A 20,046-nucleotide genomic window follows, 5' to 3' on the forward strand; every position below is an offset into this window, starting at 1 on the left:
AAACTTTTCCATTGATCAATGTAACCAAAGCCTATCTTCCTCCTTTGGAGGAATATGTGAAATACCTGGAAGGTATCTGGAGCAGATGTCATCTTACCAATAACGGACCATTGGTAAATGAATTAGAAGAAAAACTGAAGGAGTACCTTGGTGTAAAATATTTTTTCTTTATCAACAATGGAACGATTGCTCTTCAGCTAGCCATTAAGGCGCTGGATTTAAAGGGGGAAATCATTACTACTCCTTTTTCTTATGTGGCGACCACCTCTTCCATTATTTGGGAAAATGCAGAACCTGTTTTTACGGATATCCATCCCCAGACTTTTACCATCGATGCAGATAAGATCGAGGCGGCAATAACCCCAAAAACTTCGGCTATCCTGGCTACTCATGTATACGGCATTCCCTGTGATGTTGAGAGGATCCAGGCTATAGCCGACAAGCATAAATTAAAGGTTGTCTATGATGCGGCACACGCATTCGGTGTGAAATACAAGGGTCAATCCTTGTTGAATTACGGGGATATTTCCACACTGAGCTTTCACGCTACTAAATTATTTCATACGGTGGAAGGCGGTGGCATGGTGACGAACGACCCTGACCTGATGCATCGTCTTTCCTATATGCGTAATTTCGGTCACAAAGGCCAGGAAGAATTCTGGGGACTTGGAATCAACGGCAAGAATAGTGAGTTTCATGCAGCAATGGGGTTATGTGTTTATCCGCAAATTGACCAGATCCTCGAAAGGCGCAAAGAATTGTCCGAAACTTATGACAAGAATTTTAAGGCACTTAATGTCCAGCTGATCCGTCCGGTTGTTCCCCAGGACACTCAGTATAATTATGCTTATTATCCGGTTGTGTTCGGAGATGAAAAACAGCTTCTTTCCGTGAAAGATGTCTTAAATGCAGCCTATATTTATCCCCGCAGATATTTTTATCCCGCTTTACACGCTTTGCCGTATTTAAAGAATAAAAAAGAATTACCCGTAGCGGAATCTGCTGCGTCAAGGGTGCTTTGTCTTCCCTTATATCATGATTTGACTACAGATGAAATCAAACGTATCTGTTCCATTATCGCAGAAGTTCTCAAGTATTAATTCATGATCATTCTAGGAGCAGGCGGACATGCAAAAGAAGTGCTGGGTATTCTGGCCGAATTACAGCTGACTGCCGATGTCTGTTTTTACGATAATATCAGGAAAGAACAGCAAGAAGCAGTATACGGACAATTCCCGGTTATCCATAACGAGAAAAAAGCGATAAAAGCCCTGCAAAAGGATCCCCGGTTTATTATTGGAGTTGGCAAACCTGCTCTCCGGGAAAAAATGGCGAATAGATTTCTGGAAATCGGGGGGCGCCTGACCTCGGTAATTTCACCCTTTGCAAGAATCGGCTCTTTTGAAGTAATACTGGAAGAAGGTTTGAATATTATGACCGGCGCGGTTATTACACAAAATATAATAATTGGTAAGGGAACTCTTATCCATATCAATACAACGATTCACCATGATTGCCGGATAGGCAATTTTTGTGAGTTGTCACCGGGCTGCCATATTTTGGGTAAAGTAAAGATCGGAAACCTGGTTTCCGTGGGCAGCGGCGCAGTCATTCTTCCCGGATTGCATATCGGGGATGAAGCCGTTATTGGCGCAGGCTCCGTTGTAACCGCAGATGTGCCGAAAGGAGTAACAGTAAAAGGGGCACCTGCAAAACTTTAAATAATGAATTCGACCAGGAATATAATAGCAGGTGTTACGCGTCCCTTCAAATTAGCTGCCAAACCCCGGGTTTGGAAAAGGCTTATTGCCGAAAACAAGATTAGACGGCAACAGAATAACGCCATCCGGCGTTTTGACCGGAAAGCATCGAAATTAGTTGTGTTCCTGGTCTCCGGTGCAAATAAGCTGACCGGAAGGGACGATATATCCGGAGGGGTTATCTCCATAGTGTCCTTGTGCGAAGAATCGGCGCTGTTAGGTGAGGTTCACCAGGCAGAGGTGATCATGTGTACCCTGCCCAATGAATATCTGCTATTCCGGCATACTCAATTCGTCAATCAGACCGACGTGTTTCGGCTTAGTCAGTTGAGGAAATATTTTAAACAGGCTAAGGAAGTCATTTTTCATTTGCCTGAATTCGCCTGTGCGTATTTTTTGGAGAATCTGGAAAAGGAAGATAAAGCATGGCTGGGGCAACTGGGAAAGGTACATATCAATATAATGAACCAGAATGTGCGGCTGATGCCTTCTTCTGAAGTATTGGATAACCTGAAGGACCTGGCTCATCTCGTAACAGCCACCACCGCTCATCAGCGCTATTGCTCCCAGCATTACAGGGAAGCCTATGGAATGCCCCTGCATAAATTTTCGGTATGGATCAGTCCGGAAAAGTACACTTTCCGCCAATACCGCGACAAGGAAAACCTTATTATTGTATCACCTGACGAACGGCCCGGGAAAAAGGATGTTCTTGAAAAGCTTTCAGCCATACCGGGCCTGCAGGTGCAAATAATACGCAACCTCACCTACGAACAATATAAAAGCACTATTTCCCGAGCAAAATGGGCGCTCACCTTCGGAGAAGGATTGGATGGTTATATCATAGAGCCTGTTTTTAGCGGGTCCATAGGATTTGCCATATATAATGAGGATTTTTTTACTGCAGATTTTAAGAATCTGCCAACTATATATGCTTCCCATGATATTCTCCTGAATACAATAACAACAGACATGGCAGGGTTGGATAAGGAAGAAACCTTTAAAAATTGTCAGCAGGAACAGTTTGACGTTTGTGCAAAATATTACAGCCACAACCAGTACCGGGAGAATATCAGGAAATTCTATCAGGGCGATTATACCTTTAAATAGGATAAAGGAGAAAAGCAGCCCAACCTGAATAATGATAAATAGTATTTAGAATAAACTTAAGCCTGCAATGGTATCTAAAGGCCCCCTGGTTACGGTTATTACTGTCACGTACAATTCGGCATTATATGTGGCCGATGCCATAGAAAGCGTATTGGGTCAATCTTATATAAATATAGAATATATCATTGCCGATGATTGTTCGACGGATGATACCTGGAACATCGTTCAGCAATTTAATGATCCGAGGATTATTGCCTTCCGTAATGACGGAAATCTGGGTGAATATCCTAACAGGAATAAGGCCATTGAAAAAGCTAAAGGAGAATATCTGATATTCATTGATGGTGACGACCTGATCTATTCTCATGGCATTGGGTTCTTTGTTGACATGATGGAGAAATTCCCGGAAGCGGCCCTGGCCGTTCAAAAAAATTACTATAATAACATAATTTATCCCGTCCTGTTATCTCCCAGAGATTCTGTCCTGAATTATTTCTTTGGAAAGACCAGTTTTTTAACATCAAGTTTCGCCTCTAATTTTTTCAGGACCAGGATGTTAAAAGAGGGAAATGGATTAAGCACCAGGTATAAGTCCGGTGACGAAGAAGTCCGGCTCCGATTAGCCAGCCAATATCCCATTCTTTTGGTGGCTGGCTGGGTGAGCTGGCCGAGGGAAACACCTGGTCAGGCCTCATCAAAGATCCAGGATGGCCTTGGACTTGTTGAATTATATTGTATCGTCCAGGAGTTGCTGGGAAAGGGTAATCTTAAAAAAATGGGCAGCGGTATGGGGGAACTCATCCGGCAAAAGGTGAGGGCAGGGGTTATAACCACATTAAAGAAAAAGCTTTTAGCAGGTAATTTCAAAAGAGCAGGGGAATTAAAGAAATTAGCCGGTATGAAATGGCCGGATTTGATAAAAAAGGACGAACCGGATAATTATCCGACGGATTTTTTAAGCGCTTCCACCCCTGGTAATCCTTACAAACAAACGGGATTTCTGCATGCCCGTAGTAAAATGCAGCAATCGGGGGGTGTTGATGAATAACCTTTCCCTTGAGAAATTCTGGTAATGCCTATGAAACAGCGGCTCCTCTTTTTTTTGCGCAACCCCTTTCGGTTAATTACTGTGCTGATAACCAAATTACCTTACTTCCGGTTCATAAGGGAAACAGGAGATTATCAAAACACCATAAATTTCGAATTTTGGTTCAAGCAGAAAATACTGAACCTCGGAGGTAACCGAAAGGCTTACTGGCCTGTACATTGGACCAGCCAGGTTTATGATTCCGAGAACATCCTGGTTGGAATCGACGCTTATCCGGGTATCATGAAAGGCTGTTATATACAGGGGAAGGGAAAAATATCCATTGGCGATTATACACAGATAGCGCCGAACGTGGTAATTGTAAGCGCCAATCATGATCTGTATGACAGCCGCAAACATATTCTGAAACCGGTTAAAATAGGTAAGTATTGCTGGATTGGCGCCGGCGCTAAGATTATGCCCGGTGTGGAGTTGGGTGATTGGACCATAATCGGAGCCGGAGCCGTGGTAACCCAGTCTTTTCCCGAAGGTCATTGTGTGCTGGGAGGTATTCCGGCAAGATCCATTAAAAGTCTGGAAAAGGAAAATTGTGTCCCCTTTTCCAATAAAATCGCCTATAATGGATATATCCGTTCGGGGAAGTTTGAAATATTCCGGAAAAAATATTTACATGTATAATGGTTACGATCGTTGACTATGGGGTTGGCAACCTGGCCTCCATCAAAAATATGCTTAAGAAGGCAGGAAGTGAAGGCTTGATCTCTTCTGCGGAGTCCGATATACTTTCTGCGGAAAAATTGATCCTCCCAGGCGTAGGGGCATTTGATACCTGTGTTGAGAAATTGCAGGGGTCCGGATTACTGGATGCCATTAATAAAAAGGTCCTCATAGAGAAAATTCCTGTACTGGGTGTTTGCGTCGGCCTTCAATTACTTACAGAAGGCAGCGAGGAAGGCATTTTGCCAGGCCTGGGCTGGATTAAGGGAAAAGTAATAAAGTTCCGCCAGGAATTGTTGCCATCTGGTCTGAAGATCCCACATATGGGCTGGACGGATGTTGAACTTAGCAAACCTTCCCGTTTATTTGAAAATATGCACGAAGAGCCGCGCTTCTACTTTGTCCATTCTTATCATGCCCAATTGGCCAATTCCGAAGATAGTTTGCTGGAGGCAACCTACGGATACCGGTTTACAGCAGCTATCGAACACGAGAATATCATGGGGGTTCAGTTCCATCCTGAGAAAAGCCATAAATTCGGATTGAAATTGCTGGAGAATTTCGTAAAATATTATTGAAGATACTATAGAAGGTGTGTTATCGTTTATAAAAATAGTACCCGATGATGCAACGGCCGCAATGAATTTTACAGCCCCTTAAATAAATAATAAATCAGTGAGAAGACTAAGGGTTATACCTGCATTATTGATCCAGAAAGGAGGATTGGTCAAATCCGTAAAATTCAAGGATTATAAATATGTAGGGGATCCCATCAACGCGGTAAAAATTTTTAATGACAAGGAAGTGGATGAGATTGTCATCCTGGATATTTCCGCTACGTTAGAAAAAAGGCCGCCGAATTTAGGGCAGATAAAGGAAATTGCCAGCGAGGCCTTTATGCCTTTGGGTTATGGTGGAGGAATTACCAAATTGGAGGAGATCCGGGAACTTATAGCGGCCGGAGTAGAGAAAGTGGTGCTGAATACCACCGCATTTACGAATCCCCGGTTGATATCTGAGGGAGCAAGATATGTCGGCAGTCAGAGTATCGTTGTATCCATAGATGTGAAGAAAAATATTTGGGGAAAATACAAGGTATATGTTCAGAACGGAACGAAAAATACCAATCTCGATCCTGCGGTCTATGCCAGGCAAATGGAAGAGGCAGGAGCAGGTGAAATATTCCTGAATTCAATTGAACGGGATGGAACGTTTTCCGGGTATGATCTGGATCTGGTCAGTCTGGTCAGTACAGGGGTCGGTATTCCGGTAGTAGCCATTGGCGGGGCTTCCTCTGTAAGTGACTTTGCGGAAGCATTGAAATGCGGGGCTTCTGCCGTGTCGGCAGGAAGCATGTTCGTTTTTCAGGGTCCTCACAGGGCCGTATTGATCAGCTATCCTACCCAGCGGGAACTGGCCGAAAAACTTTTTAAACAACCAGGGTAATATATATGATATTAAGTAAGGCAGACCCGGCTTACAAGCAGTGCACGGTAACAGTAATGGATAATATTGCTGATCCTGATATCCGGTTCGATGAAAAAGGAATTTGCAATTATTATCATGAATATAAAGCTGCTGAAACAAACGGGGTCCTGAACGGCGAAGAGGGGCAAACGGAAATACAGCGATTGGTGACAAAGATCAAGGCCGATGGTGTAGGAAAGGCCTATGACTGCCTCATCGGTCTCAGCGGAGGGGTGGACAGTACCTATGTGGCCTTGCTGGTCAAAAAACTGGGACTGCGACCATTGGCCGTTCACCTCGATAATGGCTGGAATTCCGAGATGGCAGTAAAAAATGTCGAAAACATCATTACAAAGCTGGGATTCGATCTGTATACCCTGGTCGTGAATTGGGAAGAATTCAGGAATATTCAATTGTCCTACCTGCAGGCGTCTGTTGTAGATATTGAGGTCGTGTCTGATCATGCCATATTTGCGACTATGTACAAGTTGGCTAAGGAAAAGAATATCGGGTATATCATCAGCGGTACCAATATTGTTACGGAATATATTATGCCGCCTTCATGGCTTTACCACAAGATGGATTTTGCAAATCTTAAAGATATTCACCGTACCTACGGGAAGATTAAATTAAAAACCTATCCTAGTTTCGATTTTAAAAAATATGTGTACTATTCGGCTGTATTACGGTTAACCCCGATTTCCATATTGAATTATGTACCTTATAATAAACAGGAAATAAAAGAGATCATCAAAAAGGAATTGGACTGGAGAGATTATGGAGGTAAACATTACGAATCAATATTTACAAAATTTTATCAGGCCTATATCCTTCCCGAAAAATTCAGGATAGACAAACGGAAGGCCCATTTATCGACCTTGATCTGTTCCGGGCAGATTACAAAGGAAGAGGCCCTGCAGGAGTTGACAAAACACCTGTATGAACCAAAGGAGTTACGATCCGATATGGAATACGTATTGAAGAAGCTGGGGTTGAGCGAGGATGAATTTTCCGCTATTATGAAATTGCCGGTAAAACGCCACCAGGATTTTAAATCCGATACCGGTCTGAAGAAATCGTATATGGATTTTTTAAAAATGACAGAACCGGCAAGAAAAATTGTAAAAAAAATATTACCCAAATAAATCGGATGAATCAACTTTTTAAATTTGCCATTATCGGATGCGGCCGCATAGCGGAAAGGCATGCGGAACATATTCAAAAACAAGGGAAGTTAACAGCGGTATGCGATATCGTACCGGAAAAAGGGAAAGCGCTGGCCGAAAAATACGGCGCTGCCTGTTTCCAGCATATCGATGATCTTTTGGAAAAATCCGGAGATATCGATGTCGTGGCCGTCTGTAGTCCGAACGGGCTGCATGCCGCACACACCATCAAATCATTGAAAGCAGGTTTTCATGTTTTATGCGAGAAACCGATGGCTTTGTCCGTTCAGGATTGCGGGGAAATGATCACTGCTGCCGAACGGGCCAATAAGCGATTATTTATCGTAAAACAAAACAGGTTCAACCCGCCTGTTGCGGCAGTAAAGAAATTGATCGAAGAGGGGCGGCTTGGCAAAATCTACAGTGTTCAGCTAAACTGCTTTTGGAACAGGAACGAGGATTATTATAAAAATTCCTGGAAAGGAACCCGTGACCTTGATGGCGGAACGCTCTTTACACAATTCAGCCATTTTATAGATCTGCTTTATTGGATGATCGGAGATGTAAAAGAGGTAAAGGGATATGCCGGTAATTTTGATCACAAGGATATCATTGAATTTGAAGATACCGGAACCGTAAGCCTCCGGTTTTATAACGGGGCTATCGGAACGATAAATTATACGGTCAACAGTTTTGGAAAGAATATGGAAGGGTCTCTTACCATCTTTGGAGAAAAAGGAACGGTAAAGATCGGAGGGCAATACCTGAATGAGCTCGAATATCAGCATATAGATGGGTATAAGATTGAAAACCTGCCGCCTGGCAATCCCCCCAATAATTACGGCAAGTACCAGGGTTCTATGTCCAATCATGATAAAGTTTACCAAAACCTGATAGAAGTACTTGGAGGTAACGGAATTATTGCAACGAATGGGTTCGAGGGGTTAAAGACGGTTGAAATCATCGATAAAATTTATTCCAATTTTGTTGTGTTATGAGTATCCGCATAAAACAATCCGGTATAACGGATGATGTCGTTTTCGGCGAGGGAGTTACGGTTATACAGCCGGTGAATCTTTATGGATGTACTATCGGCAATAATACTTTTGTCGGCCCTTTCACGGAAATTCAGAAAAGGGTGAGGATCGGTAGCTTTTGTAAAATTCAGTCCCATTCCTTTATCTGTGAGTTGGTGGAGATCGGGGACCATTGTTTTATCGGGCATGGCGTCATGTTTATCAATGATCTTTTCGAAGATGGAGGCCCTGCAGCTGGCGATCAAACCAAATGGAAAGCTACCCATATTGGGGATCATGTGTCTGTCGGCTCCAATGCAACCATACTGCCGGTAACCATTTGCAATAACGTAGTGATTGGTGCAGGGTCAGTGGTTACCAAAAATATTACTGAGCCGGGGGTTTATGCCGGTAATCCCGCACGTAAACTAAAAAACCGTTAACCCTTCGGAATGCTTTTCAATTCCTTTGAATTTGCCATTTTTTTCCCGGTTGTAACCATCTTGTTTTTCCTGTTACCACACCGTTTTCGTTGGTTATTACTGCTGCTCGCCAGCTGTTTTTTCTATATGTTCTTTAAGCCGGTGTACATCTTCATACTGATCTTTACGATCATTATCGATTATTTCGCCGGAATCTGGATTGGGAGGCAAACGGACAGGAAGAAGAAGAAGCGGCTGCTATTGCTGAGTATTTTAGCCAATGTTGGGGTATTGGCCGTTTTTAAATATTATAATTTCGTTGCCGGGAATCTTAACATAGTGATTAACTCCTATTATTCTACCGGAAGTATACCTATATTGAATATTCTGCTACCTATAGGGTTATCGTTCCATACTTTTCAGGCGATGAGTTATACGATTGAAATTTACAGGGGCAACCAGAAACCTGAAACACATTTCGGCATCTATGCCTTATATGTGATGTTCTACCCTCAGTTGGTTGCAGGGCCTATCGAAAGACCTCAAAATATACTTCATCAATTCCATGAAGAAAAAAAGTTCAATTACGAAGATGTAAAGAGTGGCCTGATCCTTATAGCCTGGGGCCTTTTTAAAAAAGTAGTCATTGCGGACAGACTGGCGCTTTTTGTAAACCGCGTTTACAATAATCCCCAGGAATTCAAGGGACTTCCCCTTATCACGACCACTGTATTCTTTGCTTTCCAGATTTTTTGTGATTTCTCAGGTTATTCCGATATAGCCATCGGATCAGCCCGGTGCATGGGATATAAATTAATGACGAATTTTGACAGACCCTATATGGCAACCAGTATTGTCGGGTTTTGGCGCAGGTGGCATATCTCACTTTCTACCTGGTTCCGGGATTATGTATATATTCCATTGGGAGGGAACAGGGTCCGGCAATCGCAATGGTATGCGAATATCTTTATCGTTTTCCTGCTTAGCGGGATCTGGCATGGCGCAAACTGGACATTTGCCATCTGGGGATTGCTTCATGGCCTTTATCTGATAGCCGAACATCAGATTTATAGCAGGTTTCCGCGATTGGAAGCCGCGGAAAGCACCGTTGCCCGGTGGATAAAACGTGCTGTTGTTTTTACCCTGGTAACAGTGGCCTGGGTCTTTTTCAGAGCCAAAGACGTATCGCAGGCGTTCTATATATTGAAAAATTCCCTTTCGGGGCTGCCGCAGCAATTAAGAGAAGTGATCAGTAACCGAAATTTTGCGAGGCTGGAAATCCTTTATCTCAACCGGCCTGCAGGTGAATTTTTCCTGGCTATTCTTTTTCTGCTTTTCATGATAGTTATCCATTTTCAACAACGGAAAGACAGCTTTGATCAATGGGTGATACGTAAACCCGTGTATATAAGATGGTCATTCTATTATGGACTTTGTATACTCTTTATTTGTTTTGGCATTTTTGATAAATCAGAATTTATATATTTCCAATTTTAATGGGTAAACTGTCCTACAGGCTGTTACTGATCGTATTACCGCTGGGACTTCTTGTCTTATTGACAAACTATATTGTGGACCCCGGCAATATTTTTTCCTCCAGGGAATATTTGGAAGGAATAGCCAAAATCCTTTCAAAGGGAGATAATATAGACAATATCACCAACTACGATGAACGGTTGTTGCAGGAGCAAATGGTGCTGAGGCTTACCAGGACCCCTGATGTAATTGTATTGGGCTCAAGCCGCATCATGGAGGTAGGAAGAGATTTTTTTCCGGGAAAAACTGTTTTGAACTGCGGCGTTTCTCACGCAGATATTCATGATATTATGGCTCTCACCGGCTTGTTGGATAGTTTGAAGCGGCTTCCGAAGGAATTATTATTAAATGTTGAGCCTTTTCTCATTTGGGGAAAAGGCGGACTCGAATGGCAGAGCCTGATGCCCTATTATAAAGTGTTTACCCGAAATATGGAGGCTTCCGGGTTTGGAGAGATCAGGACTGCTACCTCCATCCGGTCCTATAAGTTGACCTCCCTGATTTCTTTGAACTATTTCAAAGCCTCCCTGAATTTTTTGACGAAGGGCGTTTCAAAGAAATACATCAATATAGGCAAAGAGTCGCCTGCATTAAACGGGCGTTTTTCGGATGGTACGATTAGTTACAATTTTATATATACGCACCCTGATACGGCAAGGATTGCCAAAAATGCAAGGAATACCGGCATCAGGCAGGGATTAAGCCCTCCGGCTCCTTATGAATCTGCAGAATTGAACTTTGTATTGGATTTTTTACAAGACAGAGGGGTTAAGGTTAAACTGGTAATGCTCCCGTTTCACCCTGAGTTTTACGCCGGGGTGAATACTTATCACCAACATCTTTTTCTCACCTATGAATCTTATTTCCGGGACCTGGCGGCAAAACATCAGCTCCCGATAACCGGTAGCTTTGACGCAAGTGTCTACGGTCTTGACGAGTCTTGTTTTTATGATTTGTACCACTGCTCAAAAACAGCAATAAAAAAAGTTTTAACCAATTAATTTCCATGAAAGTTCCTTTTGTTGATTTGCACGCGCAATACCTGAGCATAAAAACGAATATTGATCAGGCGATTGCCGGCGTTATTGAAGAGACAGCATTTATCGGAGGTCATTTTGTAAAAGATTTCGAACGCAGTTTCGCATCTCTGTATGGAGTAAAACATGTCATTGGTTGCGGAAATGGGACAGACTCCTTGTATATCCTGATGAAAATGCTGGGGATAGGGCCCGGCGATGAGGTGATTACAGTTGCCAACAGCTGGATATCCAGTTCGGAGACGATTACGCAAACTGGTGCCAGGCCGGTATTTTTAGATGTGCATCCTGAGTATTACAGCCTGGATGAAAGCCTGCTGGAAAAAAAGATCAATTCCCGGACCAAGGCATTGATTGCCGTACATCTGCAGGGGCAAATGTGTGATATGGATGCCATCGTGGCTATTTGCAACCGCCATGGAATCCATTTGATAGAAGATTGCGCGCAGGCACATTTTTCCGAATATAAAGGAAAAAGGGCCGGCCTTCATGGTATTGCCGGGTCTTTTAGCTTTTATCCCGGCAAGAATCTGGGCGCATACGGCGACGCCGGATGTATGATAACCAATGACGATGCGCTGGCTGAAAAATGCAGGATGTTCGCCAATCATGGTGCACTGAAAAAACCGGATCACCGGATAGAAGGGATCAATAGCCGTCTGGACGGTTTGCAGGCTTCCATATTACAGGCAAAACTGCCGCATATCCTCAATTGGACAGCATTGCGCATCAGGAATGCTGCACTTTACGATCAGCATTTAAAGGACATAAAGGAGATTGTATTGCCAAAGGTTCGTCCGGATACCAAACACTCTCATCACCTTTATGTAATACGAACCCGGCAAAGGGATGCCTTGATGCAATTCCTTAAGGAAGGGGAAATAGAGACCTTTATACATTACCCGGTGGCCCTTCCGAATTTGCCTGCCTATGGCTATTTGGGGCATCAGCCTTCGGATTTTCCGGTTGCTACCGGATTACAGCAGGAAATTCTGTCGCTCCCTATGTACCCGGAACTTACAGAAGAGATGATCATCCATGTAGCGGAATCTATCAGATCTTTTTATACAAACTAACTCATCCTTCAGACCCACTCTTCCGGAGAAAATATGCCGACACTGTCAAACAAGACCATCCTGATCCTTTCTCCTCAAAATTGGGGTAAGATGTTGGTATCCAAACATCATTATGCGCTTGAGCTGGCCAGGCAAGGAAATAAAGTATATTTTTTGAATCCTCCCGAACAGGGAAATAATGATCTGAAGAAAGCTGTTGAGATCCATCCGGTGGAAAATATGCCTGATCTGTCGGTGATCAGTCACCGTCTTTGGTTTCCTTATGTGCTGAAGTTTCACGCCCTGCCTCTTTTTCATGCGGGGATGCGTCTTCATATAAAAAAGATAATAAGGGAGATCGGACAACCGGTGGATATCGTATGGTCCTTCGATCTGGGGAATTTATATCCGTTCCGACTTTTTGGAAAGGAAACGTATAAAATATTTCATCCGGTAGATGAACCGCTGAACCAGGCTGCTATTGATGCGGCCAATGGGGCGGATATCATTTTCTCGGTTACCCGGGAGATCCTGGAAAAATACGGCTCATCGGGAGCGCCTAAATATTTTATCAATCATGGAGTCTCCCACGAGTTTATTCTGCAGCAGGATCAGAGAAAAGATCAGGATCAGGAGCGGGAGCAGGAACAGGGTCAGGGAAACGATTTTAAAAGGCATGTTAAAATAGGCTTTTCCGGAAATCTGCTCCGTCCGGACATTGACAGAAAAATTTTTTTGGAAATTCTTTCGGCGAACAGGGAAACGATCTTCGAATGCTGGGGAAGTTATGCCAGCAACCAGTCTAATATTGGCGGGACGGATGATCAGTCCACCGCGGATTTTATAACGGCCTTGCGTTCCCTGCCCAATGTGATCCTGCATGGAGCGGTTCCTGCTGGAGAGTTGGCAAATGAAATCCGGAAAATGGATGCTTTTCTCATCTGTTATGATATTAAAAAGGATCAGAGCGGCGGCACTAATTATCATAAGATCATGGAATATATCAGTACGGGGAAAGTGATCATTTCGAATAATGTCACTACTTACCAGGGACAGGAGGAATTAGTGCAAATGACCAATGAAAGGGAAGATAATCTGAAATTGCCGGATCTGTTCAAAGAGGTTATAGGCAGGCTGGATCATTACAATTCCCCATCCATGCAGAAAAAGAGACTGGAATTCGCAAAAGATAATACCTATAAAAGGCAGATCGAAAGAATTGAATTTTATGTAAATGGCAAATAGCAAGGAAAATTCGTTTACACTTCCTGTGCGCCCTGTTGCAGGGCAGGTCGGGATTATTACGGTGCTGCGGGGACTGGCGGCTACCAGTGTGTTTTTATTCCACCTGGTATGTTTGTCGAAAGGTTATATTTCCGGTAAATACCTGACTGCATTTTTCGGATATGGCAAATATGGCGTTCAATTCTTTTTTGTGATATCGGGTTTTGTTATCCCTTATTCCATGATGAAGGCCGGTTATCAGCCAGGGAATTTTCTGCAATTTCTTAAGAAAAGGATCATTCGTATCGAACCTCCTTATCTATGTATGGTTGCCTTACAAATTATTTTCCTGTTGGTCCGGTCAAAGTCGGGGATTGCCAAAGGGCCCTCCGAGTTGCCTACCTGGGAACAGGTAGCCTTGCATATAGGATATCTAATTCCTTTTTCGCATTATAACTGGCTCAATATTGTTTTCTGGACCCTGGCCATTGAATTTCAATTCTATCTCATCTTTTCGTTGATCTATCCCTTGTTCCTTAAAAACCGCTGGTGGAGATGGTCTTTAAGTATCCTTTTGATCGGGCTGTATTTTTACAGTAAAGAGGAAAGTCATTTCTTTTATTGGTCGCCCATATTTCTTTTGGGAATCAATCTCGCACTGGTAAAAATGAAAAAGATCAATGCCCCGGAATACTGGTTGGTTACCAGCCTTCTCTTTTCTGTTGTTTTTTATAAATTGGGATGGATAACCGGCCTTTTCGCTTTGACTGCCGTACTGGCCATCTATCTTGAACCTGTTATCCGGAGCCGCGTGCTTGACTTTCTGGGTAATATTTCTTATTCCCTGTATTTGTCTCACACGCTGATTGCATTTGCGATCATTAACCTGGGTATCCGGTTCACCAAAAACATGTATCAAAAAATATTTTTTATAAGTTTTGCAATCGCCGGGACGCTCTTATTCAGCTATCTCCTCTACTATTTTGTAGAAAGACCGGCAAAGAAATGGGCTTCCGCTATCAGGTACCGGTCATGAATGAGACGATAATAATCAGCCCTTCAGGTAACTTTTACGGCAGCGAGCAGGTGTTGTTTGATTTTCTATGTCATTCGGAAAAGACATTTACCTTATTTGTTCCATCCCGAAGTCTCTTTGAAAAAAGGATGACTGCTGCGGAAACAAGGCATGAAATAAAAACTTTCGGTACAGGGAGCCTCCGGTATTTTTACTTCCGGGTCTTCCTGTTATTATTATTTGGCAGGGTTCAGACAGTTTATGTAAATGAAGGCGGACATAGCAAATACATGTTGTTGCTGGCCAGGTTTTTTCCGCGGAAAAAATTTGTCCTTCATGTCAGAATGATGGAAGATACGGCTGATTCCAGGTGGAGCAGCAAGCATTTATCCAATGTCAGGGTGATTGCTATATCAGAGTATATAAAAGAAAAGCTTCCCCTTCCCTCTACACTGATTTACGATCCTTATTGTTTTACAGAGAAGCCCCCGGTAATGCAGCCATTACAACCTGGCAAGCTCGTGATCGGTATCATTGGAAGGATTACTGCTACTAAAGGGATAGGTAAATTGCTGCAGTTGCTGGAGTATCCCGAACTTTCCGGATCCAACGGCCCCTTTTTTTTCCATTTATACGGAGAGGCTTCTGAAACGCAGGAAGACAAGCCGTCCATAGAACGACTATTGGCCGCGCCCAATGTAACGATAAAAGGGTTTGTACAGGATAAAAACCTGATTTACGGAAATGTCGATTGTGTATTGCACCTGAGTGAACAGGAGGCATTGGGTCGCATTTTTTTTGAGGCGATCGATTATGGCAAACCTTTTATTGGGTTCGACGCTGCGGGGATTAAGGAGATTGGCTTGCTTTCGGGATTGAACCGGTTGCTGGTAGCGCCGGGACCGGAGTGGGAGACAAGGATGACCGGGAATTTTTTTTTGCTGGAAAAGAATTATCCGGAATTCACCCGGCTCGTAAGGGAAAGTAAAAAGACAGGCGTCGGGATGTTCTCCGTTGATACCTATGTAACTAAAATAAATGAATTGATCGCCTGATGAGAGTTTTATATATAGGGCAATACGGAGAGGGCAGTACTTCGAGAATGAGGGGCGAAAATCTGAAGGGGTTATTAAATCCGGGCTCTTTTGAGATTATAGATATCAATGACCCGATTTTCCGGACGAACCCCCTTTTCCGTTCGATAGGATGGCGTTTCAAGAAAGGGCCGATGATCCCGCTTGTCAATAGGTATATCGAAAGAAATATGGACGGTCATTATGACCTGGTTTGGGTGGATAAAGGCATTTTTAATTATCCTGCCCTGGTCAGGGAAATGAAAGCCGGAATAAAGGTCCATTATACTCCCGATACGGCGATCGTCTACAACAAGTCCCGCCTGTTCTCGGGATCCATTCCATTCTATGACTACTGTATTACAACGAAGTCTTTTGAATTGGATGCTTACCGGCAACAGGGGGCAAAGCAAACGCTCTATTGCACACAAGGATACGATACCAGGATTCACAAGCCTTATCACGGTTTTGAAGAAAAGGAAGGAGTGGTATTCATTGGGTTGCACGAACCGGAAAAAGAATATGTTATTGCCCGGCTCCTGGAGAAAAAAATAAACATAACCCTGGCTGGTGAGAATTGGGAAAAATTTGCCCGGAAACACAGGAATAAAAATTATTTATCTTATGTAGGCAAAGGAGTTTTCGGTGAAGCCTATGGCCGCCTGCTCTCCAAAAATAAAATAGGACTGGGCCTGTTATCCAGATTCTTCCCGGAGAAACATACGACCCGTACCATTGAAATACCTGCCTGCTGTACTGCGCTGATCTGTGAAAGGAATGAGGATACCCGTTCGATCTTCACCGAGGAGGAAGCCATGCTGTATGATAATACGGATGAGTTGCTGGAGAAAGCCGCTCGCGCTTTACGGGATCAGAAATACCTGCTGGAAATAACACAAAAAGGGTTTGACCGGATCGTACGGGGGGGGTATGATTACAAGTCTATTTTAAAGAATTTATTGGAAAAAATGGAATTGATCTGATGAACCGTGTCGCCATAATTCACTTTCGACCTATCGAATTATATCCTCCAGCTATGAACTGGATTAATTATCTTGCCAGCCAGGAGGATAAGGAAATGGAAGTGTTGGTATTTACCATGGGCACCAGTGTCGTCAGGCAATTTGTGCCGCCTTCGTCCAGGGTAAAAATAATAAGGCCCGCAAAGGAAGAGGGAGAAGTATCTGTTTTTCGGCGGTACGGGAATTATATCCGGTTCTATACAGTTACAGCTGCAAAACTGGCTACCTGGAAACCCGGTACTGTTTTGTACTATGAAACGCTGTCTTCTTTACCGGCAATCCTGTATAAAAAGATCTTCAACCGCCGAAGCCGGTTATTGGTACATTATCATGAATATATGGACCCCGGCGAATATCAACGCGGAATGTTATTAGACAGGATATTGCATAAATGGGAGACTAAAATTTATCCGGAATGTTCATGGGTCTCGCATACCAATGAACAGCGGTTAGCCTTTTTTAAAAAGGATAACCACCCGGTTAGAATAGGAAATCCCCGGGTCATGCCCAATTATCCGCCCGGGAAATGGGTCATCCGGGAACCAAAGACGCTGGAAAAACCATTAAGACTTGTTCATGTCGGGTCCCTAAGCCTGGATTCCATGTATGTAAAAGAATTGGCAACATGGGTAATAGCACAGAAGGGGAAAGTGGTTCTCGACATATATTCCTTGCGGATAAATATCGATACGAAGAATTATCTGTCAGCTTTAAATACGGACCTCATCCGCTTCCTGGGAGGTTGCACCTATGACGACTTGCCCAATGTGCTTTCGCGTTATTCCGTAGGTGTAGTTTTGTATAAGGGGCTGAATGCGAGTAAAAATACAATCTACGCGGCATCGAATAAACTTTTTGAATACCATGCCTGCGGATTGGAGGTCTGGTTTTCTCAGGAGATGCTGGGGAGTCATATTTTTACGACTACCGCTACTTTTCCGAAAATCATTCCCGTCGATTTTACCAAATTGGAAAAATTTAATGTGGATGAGGCTATTGACCGCAAAGGAATGGTTTTTCGTTCTTCCCCTTATTTTTATGAGGAGGTATTCAACCCTTTATTGAACATGTTTTATCCGGCAGAAATCTATTAAATCAATATCATGGATTCAATATTTAGAAAACTTCCTCTTTTCAGAGGCAAAACAAGACTGGCAAAGTTTTTTTTAAACAACTCCCTCGCTCATAAAAAAGATGTCTGGGTAAAGGGCAAGTATGGCTGCGAATATTTGCTGCCCAATCTTCTGGAGAATATAAGTTTCGATATTTTTGTCAACGGTATCTACGAAGAAGCTACCTCTGGTTTTTTCGTAAACCGCCTCCCGGAGGGAGGAGTATTTCTTGACCTTGGCGCAAATATCGGGACTATCAGTATTCCGTTACGGAGACAAAGAAAGGATGTCCGTATAGTCTGCGTTGAAGCAGCACCCTGGTTGTTCGGTTATTTGCAGCGCAATTTGAGCCAGAACGGATTCGGCGATGTGCATGCGGTTAACAAAGCCCTTTATTATAAAGATAACGAGGAACTGAATTTTTATTCACCGGATGAAAAATTTGGTAAAGGGTCCCTGTCACCGGTGTTCACCAAAGAAGGGGTCAAAGTCATTACGATTACCGTAGACACCCTGGTAAAGGAATTGAATTTACATAAGGTGGACATTATCAAAATTGATGTAGAAGGATATGAATACCAGGTCTTCAAAGGGGCAGAAGAATTGTTAAAGCGGGAGGATGCACCGGACATCCTTTTTGAATTTGCGGATTGGGCGGAAGAATTGGCCGGGTTATCAAAAGGAAGCGCGCAGTCCCTGCTAAAGGAATGGGGGTATTCCCTTTCTATTTTTGATGATGATGGGCGCATGCGTCCTATCCCCGGAATTTTGTCGGAAGGTAATGTGATGATATATGCAACAAAAAAGGGATAATTGAAATTCAGGGCCAATATATTTTTATGGCTGCAAATAGGGATATTTATTTTATCCCTGTTTACGGAAAGTTATGGCCCGCTGGTAATCGCCCTCTTTCTGACGATTGTCGTATTGATGCTGGATAACCTGGGAAAAAGTATCGTTTTGCGTGAATTGATCGCTCTTCACAGTTGTTTTGTTTGTCTGTTAATGCCTCTTGCCGGGTATACTTTCTTTACCAAAACCAATCCGCTTGCCCTTTTATGGGGGCGTTACATGGTGATACCCCAGGAGCAATATTTCGGATTCGCATTGCCGGCCATGTCGGGGTTTGTGCTGGCCCTTTGCTGGCCTTTGAGGAACCCCGCCTGCACCGACCATGGACCTTTTCTCCGGCATACCCTTGCCAGGGCGAGGGCGATCCTGCATCATAAGGCTAATACAGGAGTACTTCTCCTGGTTTTGGGAACGATTATGTTCAAGGTTTCGGATTACCTGCCTGCTTCTCTTCAGTTCGCCTTCCTGTTGTTTTACTTTGCAGGCTTTGCAGGTCTTCTATATGTATATTATGCCAAATCCTTCAAGTTTAGAAAGATAGTACTTTTCGTTTTTGTTTCCTTTACCTTGCTGATCACCCTGAACAGTGGCATGTTCACCATTATGGCCTATATGGGCCTGACTCTTTTTTCCTTTTTTTTCCTGGGTAAAGAAAGCAAACTTTGGAAAAAGCTATCCATCTTTATTGCCAGCATTTTCCTGCTGCTGATCATTCAAATGGTCAAGCCGGCTTACAGGGCTAAAACCTGGAAAGAAGATTACCAGGGCAATAAGGCTGTCCTTTTTGGGTCCTTGTTTTCGGAAAAGATAACCCATTTCAGCCTGGAATCGGCTGATCTGTTCTTCCCGGTCTATTACCGTACTAATCAGGGATACATGATTGCATTCGTAATGCGCCGTTTCCCGGAACTATATCCTTTTGATAACGGAAAGAACATTGGGCTCTCCCTGGCTTCTGCCCTGGTGCCGCGGTTCCTCTGGCCTACTAAACCGGAGGCAGGGGGTAAATTCAATATGCAGTATTATGTGGGAATATACCTGGTTGGATGGTCTACGAATGTAGGGCCGCTGGGAGAAGCCTATGGTAGTTTCGGGGTTAAAGGAGGGATTATTTATATGATCTTTCTGGGTCTGTTTATCCGGTTTGCTTATCGTTCCGTCTTTGTGATTGCCGCTAAAATTCCTTTGATCATATTCTGGATCCCTGTTTTGTTTTATCAGGTTACTTATTCTGCAGAAACCGACACTCTTCAAATCTTTAATTTTTTGTTGAAATCCGCCTTTTTCGTGTACCTCTTATATAAGATCACGCCTGGCTGGTTTATTATGGTGGCGAGGAACAGGAATCGGAAACCTGTTTCTTCGAAAGACCTGCCGGCAATCACCTCTTTTCCCAACAAAGCCCATCCGTAGC

At 43.4% G+C, this 20,046-nt stretch carries 20 protein-coding genes; all 20 read left to right on the plus strand.

The annotated features are described in order from the left end of the window. Window positions 1-11 precede the first annotated feature (11 nt). Window positions 12-1,100 (plus strand): DegT/DnrJ/EryC1/StrS family aminotransferase, encoded by a 1,089-nt coding sequence (locus tag ACX0G9_RS09325; protein ID WP_459064620.1) that lies wholly within the window; start codon window positions 12-14, stop codon window positions 1,098-1,100. Between the two features lie 3 nt (window positions 1,101-1,103). Then, window positions 1,104-1,721: an acetyltransferase gene (locus tag ACX0G9_RS09330; RefSeq protein WP_459064621.1), complete on the plus strand. Its 618-nt coding sequence runs from the start codon at window positions 1,104-1,106 to the stop codon at window positions 1,719-1,721. A gap of 3 nt (window positions 1,722-1,724) precedes the next feature. Then, complete coding sequence (locus tag ACX0G9_RS09335; protein ID WP_459064622.1) at window positions 1,725-2,870, plus strand: hypothetical protein; 1,146 nt, start codon at window positions 1,725-1,727, stop codon at window positions 2,868-2,870. A gap of 67 nt (window positions 2,871-2,937) precedes the next feature. Continuing rightward, window positions 2,938-3,918: a glycosyltransferase family 2 protein gene (locus tag ACX0G9_RS09340; protein WP_459064623.1), complete on the plus strand. Its 981-nt coding sequence runs from the start codon at window positions 2,938-2,940 to the stop codon at window positions 3,916-3,918. Window positions 3,919-3,948: 30 nt separating this feature from the next. After that, window positions 3,949-4,596, plus strand: a complete 648-nt coding sequence (locus ACX0G9_RS09345) for an acyltransferase (protein WP_459064624.1) — start codon at window positions 3,949-3,951, stop codon at window positions 4,594-4,596. Further along, window positions 4,596-5,213 (plus strand): imidazole glycerol phosphate synthase subunit HisH, encoded by a 618-nt coding sequence (hisH, locus tag ACX0G9_RS09350; protein ID WP_459064625.1) that lies wholly within the window; start codon window positions 4,596-4,598, stop codon window positions 5,211-5,213. The genes ACX0G9_RS09345 and hisH overlap by 1 nt, the downstream gene beginning before the upstream one ends. A gap of 97 nt (window positions 5,214-5,310) precedes the next feature. Then, window positions 5,311-6,081, plus strand: a complete 771-nt coding sequence (locus ACX0G9_RS09355) for an AglZ/HisF2 family acetamidino modification protein (protein WP_459064626.1) — start codon at window positions 5,311-5,313, stop codon at window positions 6,079-6,081. A 5-nt stretch (window positions 6,082-6,086) separates the two neighbouring features. Beyond that, a complete protein-coding gene (locus ACX0G9_RS09360) occupies window positions 6,087-7,247 on the plus strand; it encodes an N-acetyl sugar amidotransferase (protein ID WP_459064627.1) in 1,161 nt (386 codons plus the stop codon). Window positions 7,248-7,252: 5 nt separating this feature from the next. Beyond that, window positions 7,253-8,266: a Gfo/Idh/MocA family protein gene (locus ACX0G9_RS09365; RefSeq protein ID WP_459064628.1), complete on the plus strand. Its 1,014-nt coding sequence runs from the start codon at window positions 7,253-7,255 to the stop codon at window positions 8,264-8,266. Next, window positions 8,263-8,727 carry an acyltransferase gene (locus ACX0G9_RS09370; RefSeq protein ID WP_459064629.1) on the plus strand — a complete coding sequence of 155 codons (465 nt, stop codon included), beginning with the start codon at window positions 8,263-8,265 and terminating at the stop codon, window positions 8,725-8,727. The genes ACX0G9_RS09365 and ACX0G9_RS09370 overlap by 4 nt, the downstream gene beginning before the upstream one ends. Window positions 8,728-8,736: 9 nt before the next feature. Then, the gene (locus ACX0G9_RS09375; protein ID WP_459064630.1) at window positions 8,737-10,203 is read left to right on the plus strand and encodes an MBOAT family O-acyltransferase; all 1,467 of its coding nucleotides are present in this window, start codon (window positions 8,737-8,739) and stop codon (window positions 10,201-10,203) included. Beyond that, complete coding sequence (locus ACX0G9_RS09380; RefSeq protein ID WP_459064631.1) at window positions 10,203-11,243, plus strand: hypothetical protein; 1,041 nt, start codon at window positions 10,203-10,205, stop codon at window positions 11,241-11,243. Before ACX0G9_RS09375 ends, ACX0G9_RS09380 begins: the two co-directional genes overlap by 1 nt. Window positions 11,244-11,248: 5 nt before the next feature. Next, window positions 11,249-12,355 (plus strand): DegT/DnrJ/EryC1/StrS family aminotransferase, encoded by a 1,107-nt coding sequence (locus ACX0G9_RS09385; protein WP_459064632.1) that lies wholly within the window; start codon window positions 11,249-11,251, stop codon window positions 12,353-12,355. Between the two features lie 33 nt (window positions 12,356-12,388). Then, the gene (locus tag ACX0G9_RS09390; protein ID WP_459064633.1) at window positions 12,389-13,579 is read left to right on the plus strand and encodes a glycosyltransferase family protein; all 1,191 of its coding nucleotides are present in this window, start codon (window positions 12,389-12,391) and stop codon (window positions 13,577-13,579) included. Continuing rightward, on the plus strand, window positions 13,569-14,594 hold the full coding sequence (locus ACX0G9_RS09395; RefSeq protein WP_459064634.1) for an acyltransferase family protein: 1,026 nt from the start codon (window positions 13,569-13,571) through the stop codon (window positions 14,592-14,594). The genes ACX0G9_RS09390 and ACX0G9_RS09395 overlap by 11 nt, the downstream gene beginning before the upstream one ends. Continuing rightward, on the plus strand, window positions 14,564-15,628 hold the full coding sequence (locus tag ACX0G9_RS09400; RefSeq protein ID WP_459064635.1) for a glycosyltransferase: 1,065 nt from the start codon (window positions 14,564-14,566) through the stop codon (window positions 15,626-15,628). Before ACX0G9_RS09395 ends, ACX0G9_RS09400 begins: the two co-directional genes overlap by 31 nt. Beyond that, window positions 15,628-16,629: a CgeB family protein gene (locus tag ACX0G9_RS09405; RefSeq protein ID WP_459064636.1), complete on the plus strand. Its 1,002-nt coding sequence runs from the start codon at window positions 15,628-15,630 to the stop codon at window positions 16,627-16,629. Before ACX0G9_RS09400 ends, ACX0G9_RS09405 begins: the two co-directional genes overlap by 1 nt. A 53-nt stretch (window positions 16,630-16,682) precedes the next feature. Continuing rightward, window positions 16,683-17,762 (plus strand): glycosyltransferase family protein, encoded by a 1,080-nt coding sequence (locus ACX0G9_RS09410; RefSeq protein ID WP_459064637.1) that lies wholly within the window; start codon window positions 16,683-16,685, stop codon window positions 17,760-17,762. A 9-nt stretch (window positions 17,763-17,771) separates the two neighbouring features. Beyond that, window positions 17,772-18,593 carry an FkbM family methyltransferase gene (locus tag ACX0G9_RS09415; protein ID WP_459064638.1) on the plus strand — a complete coding sequence of 274 codons (822 nt, stop codon included), beginning with the start codon at window positions 17,772-17,774 and terminating at the stop codon, window positions 18,591-18,593. Next, complete coding sequence (locus ACX0G9_RS09420; RefSeq protein ID WP_459064639.1) at window positions 18,594-20,045, plus strand: hypothetical protein; 1,452 nt, start codon at window positions 18,594-18,596, stop codon at window positions 20,043-20,045. The last annotated feature ends 1 nt before the right edge of the window (window position 20,046 follow it).

It is taken from the genome of Flavitalea flava (assembly GCF_054461575.1).

What these genes read in the sequence shown, in the direction of transcription:
- ACX0G9_RS09390 (WP_459064633.1), top strand. Translation starts at nt 12,389, where the DNA reads ATGCCGACACTGTCAAACAAGACCATCCTGATCCTTTCTCCTCAAAAT.
- ACX0G9_RS09370 (WP_459064629.1), top strand. Translation starts at nt 8,263, where the DNA reads ATGAGTATCCGCATAAAACAATCCGGTATAACGGATGATGTCGTTTTC.
- ACX0G9_RS09365 (WP_459064628.1), top strand. Translation starts at nt 7,253, where the DNA reads ATGAATCAACTTTTTAAATTTGCCATTATCGGATGCGGCCGCATAGCG.
- ACX0G9_RS09385 (WP_459064632.1), top strand. Translation starts at nt 11,249, where the DNA reads ATGAAAGTTCCTTTTGTTGATTTGCACGCGCAATACCTGAGCATAAAA.
- ACX0G9_RS09345 (WP_459064624.1), top strand. Translation starts at nt 3,949, where the DNA reads ATGAAACAGCGGCTCCTCTTTTTTTTGCGCAACCCCTTTCGGTTAATT.
- ACX0G9_RS09360 (WP_459064627.1), top strand. Translation starts at nt 6,087, where the DNA reads ATGATATTAAGTAAGGCAGACCCGGCTTACAAGCAGTGCACGGTAACA.
- ACX0G9_RS09340 (WP_459064623.1), top strand. Translation starts at nt 2,938, where the DNA reads ATGGTATCTAAAGGCCCCCTGGTTACGGTTATTACTGTCACGTACAAT.
- ACX0G9_RS09405 (WP_459064636.1), top strand. Translation starts at nt 15,628, where the DNA reads ATGAGAGTTTTATATATAGGGCAATACGGAGAGGGCAGTACTTCGAGA.
- ACX0G9_RS09330 (WP_459064621.1), top strand. Translation starts at nt 1,104, where the DNA reads ATGATCATTCTAGGAGCAGGCGGACATGCAAAAGAAGTGCTGGGTATT.
- ACX0G9_RS09380 (WP_459064631.1), top strand. Translation starts at nt 10,203, where the DNA reads ATGGGTAAACTGTCCTACAGGCTGTTACTGATCGTATTACCGCTGGGA.
- hisH (WP_459064625.1), top strand. Translation starts at nt 4,596, where the DNA reads ATGGTTACGATCGTTGACTATGGGGTTGGCAACCTGGCCTCCATCAAA.
- ACX0G9_RS09410 (WP_459064637.1), top strand. Translation starts at nt 16,683, where the DNA reads ATGAACTGGATTAATTATCTTGCCAGCCAGGAGGATAAGGAAATGGAA.
- ACX0G9_RS09335 (WP_459064622.1), top strand. Translation starts at nt 1,725, where the DNA reads ATGAATTCGACCAGGAATATAATAGCAGGTGTTACGCGTCCCTTCAAA.
- ACX0G9_RS09415 (WP_459064638.1), top strand. Translation starts at nt 17,772, where the DNA reads ATGGATTCAATATTTAGAAAACTTCCTCTTTTCAGAGGCAAAACAAGA.
- ACX0G9_RS09375 (WP_459064630.1), top strand. Translation starts at nt 8,737, where the DNA reads ATGCTTTTCAATTCCTTTGAATTTGCCATTTTTTTCCCGGTTGTAACC.
- ACX0G9_RS09395 (WP_459064634.1), top strand. Translation starts at nt 13,569, where the DNA reads ATGGCAAATAGCAAGGAAAATTCGTTTACACTTCCTGTGCGCCCTGTT.
- ACX0G9_RS09400 (WP_459064635.1), top strand. Translation starts at nt 14,564, where the DNA reads ATGGGCTTCCGCTATCAGGTACCGGTCATGAATGAGACGATAATAATC.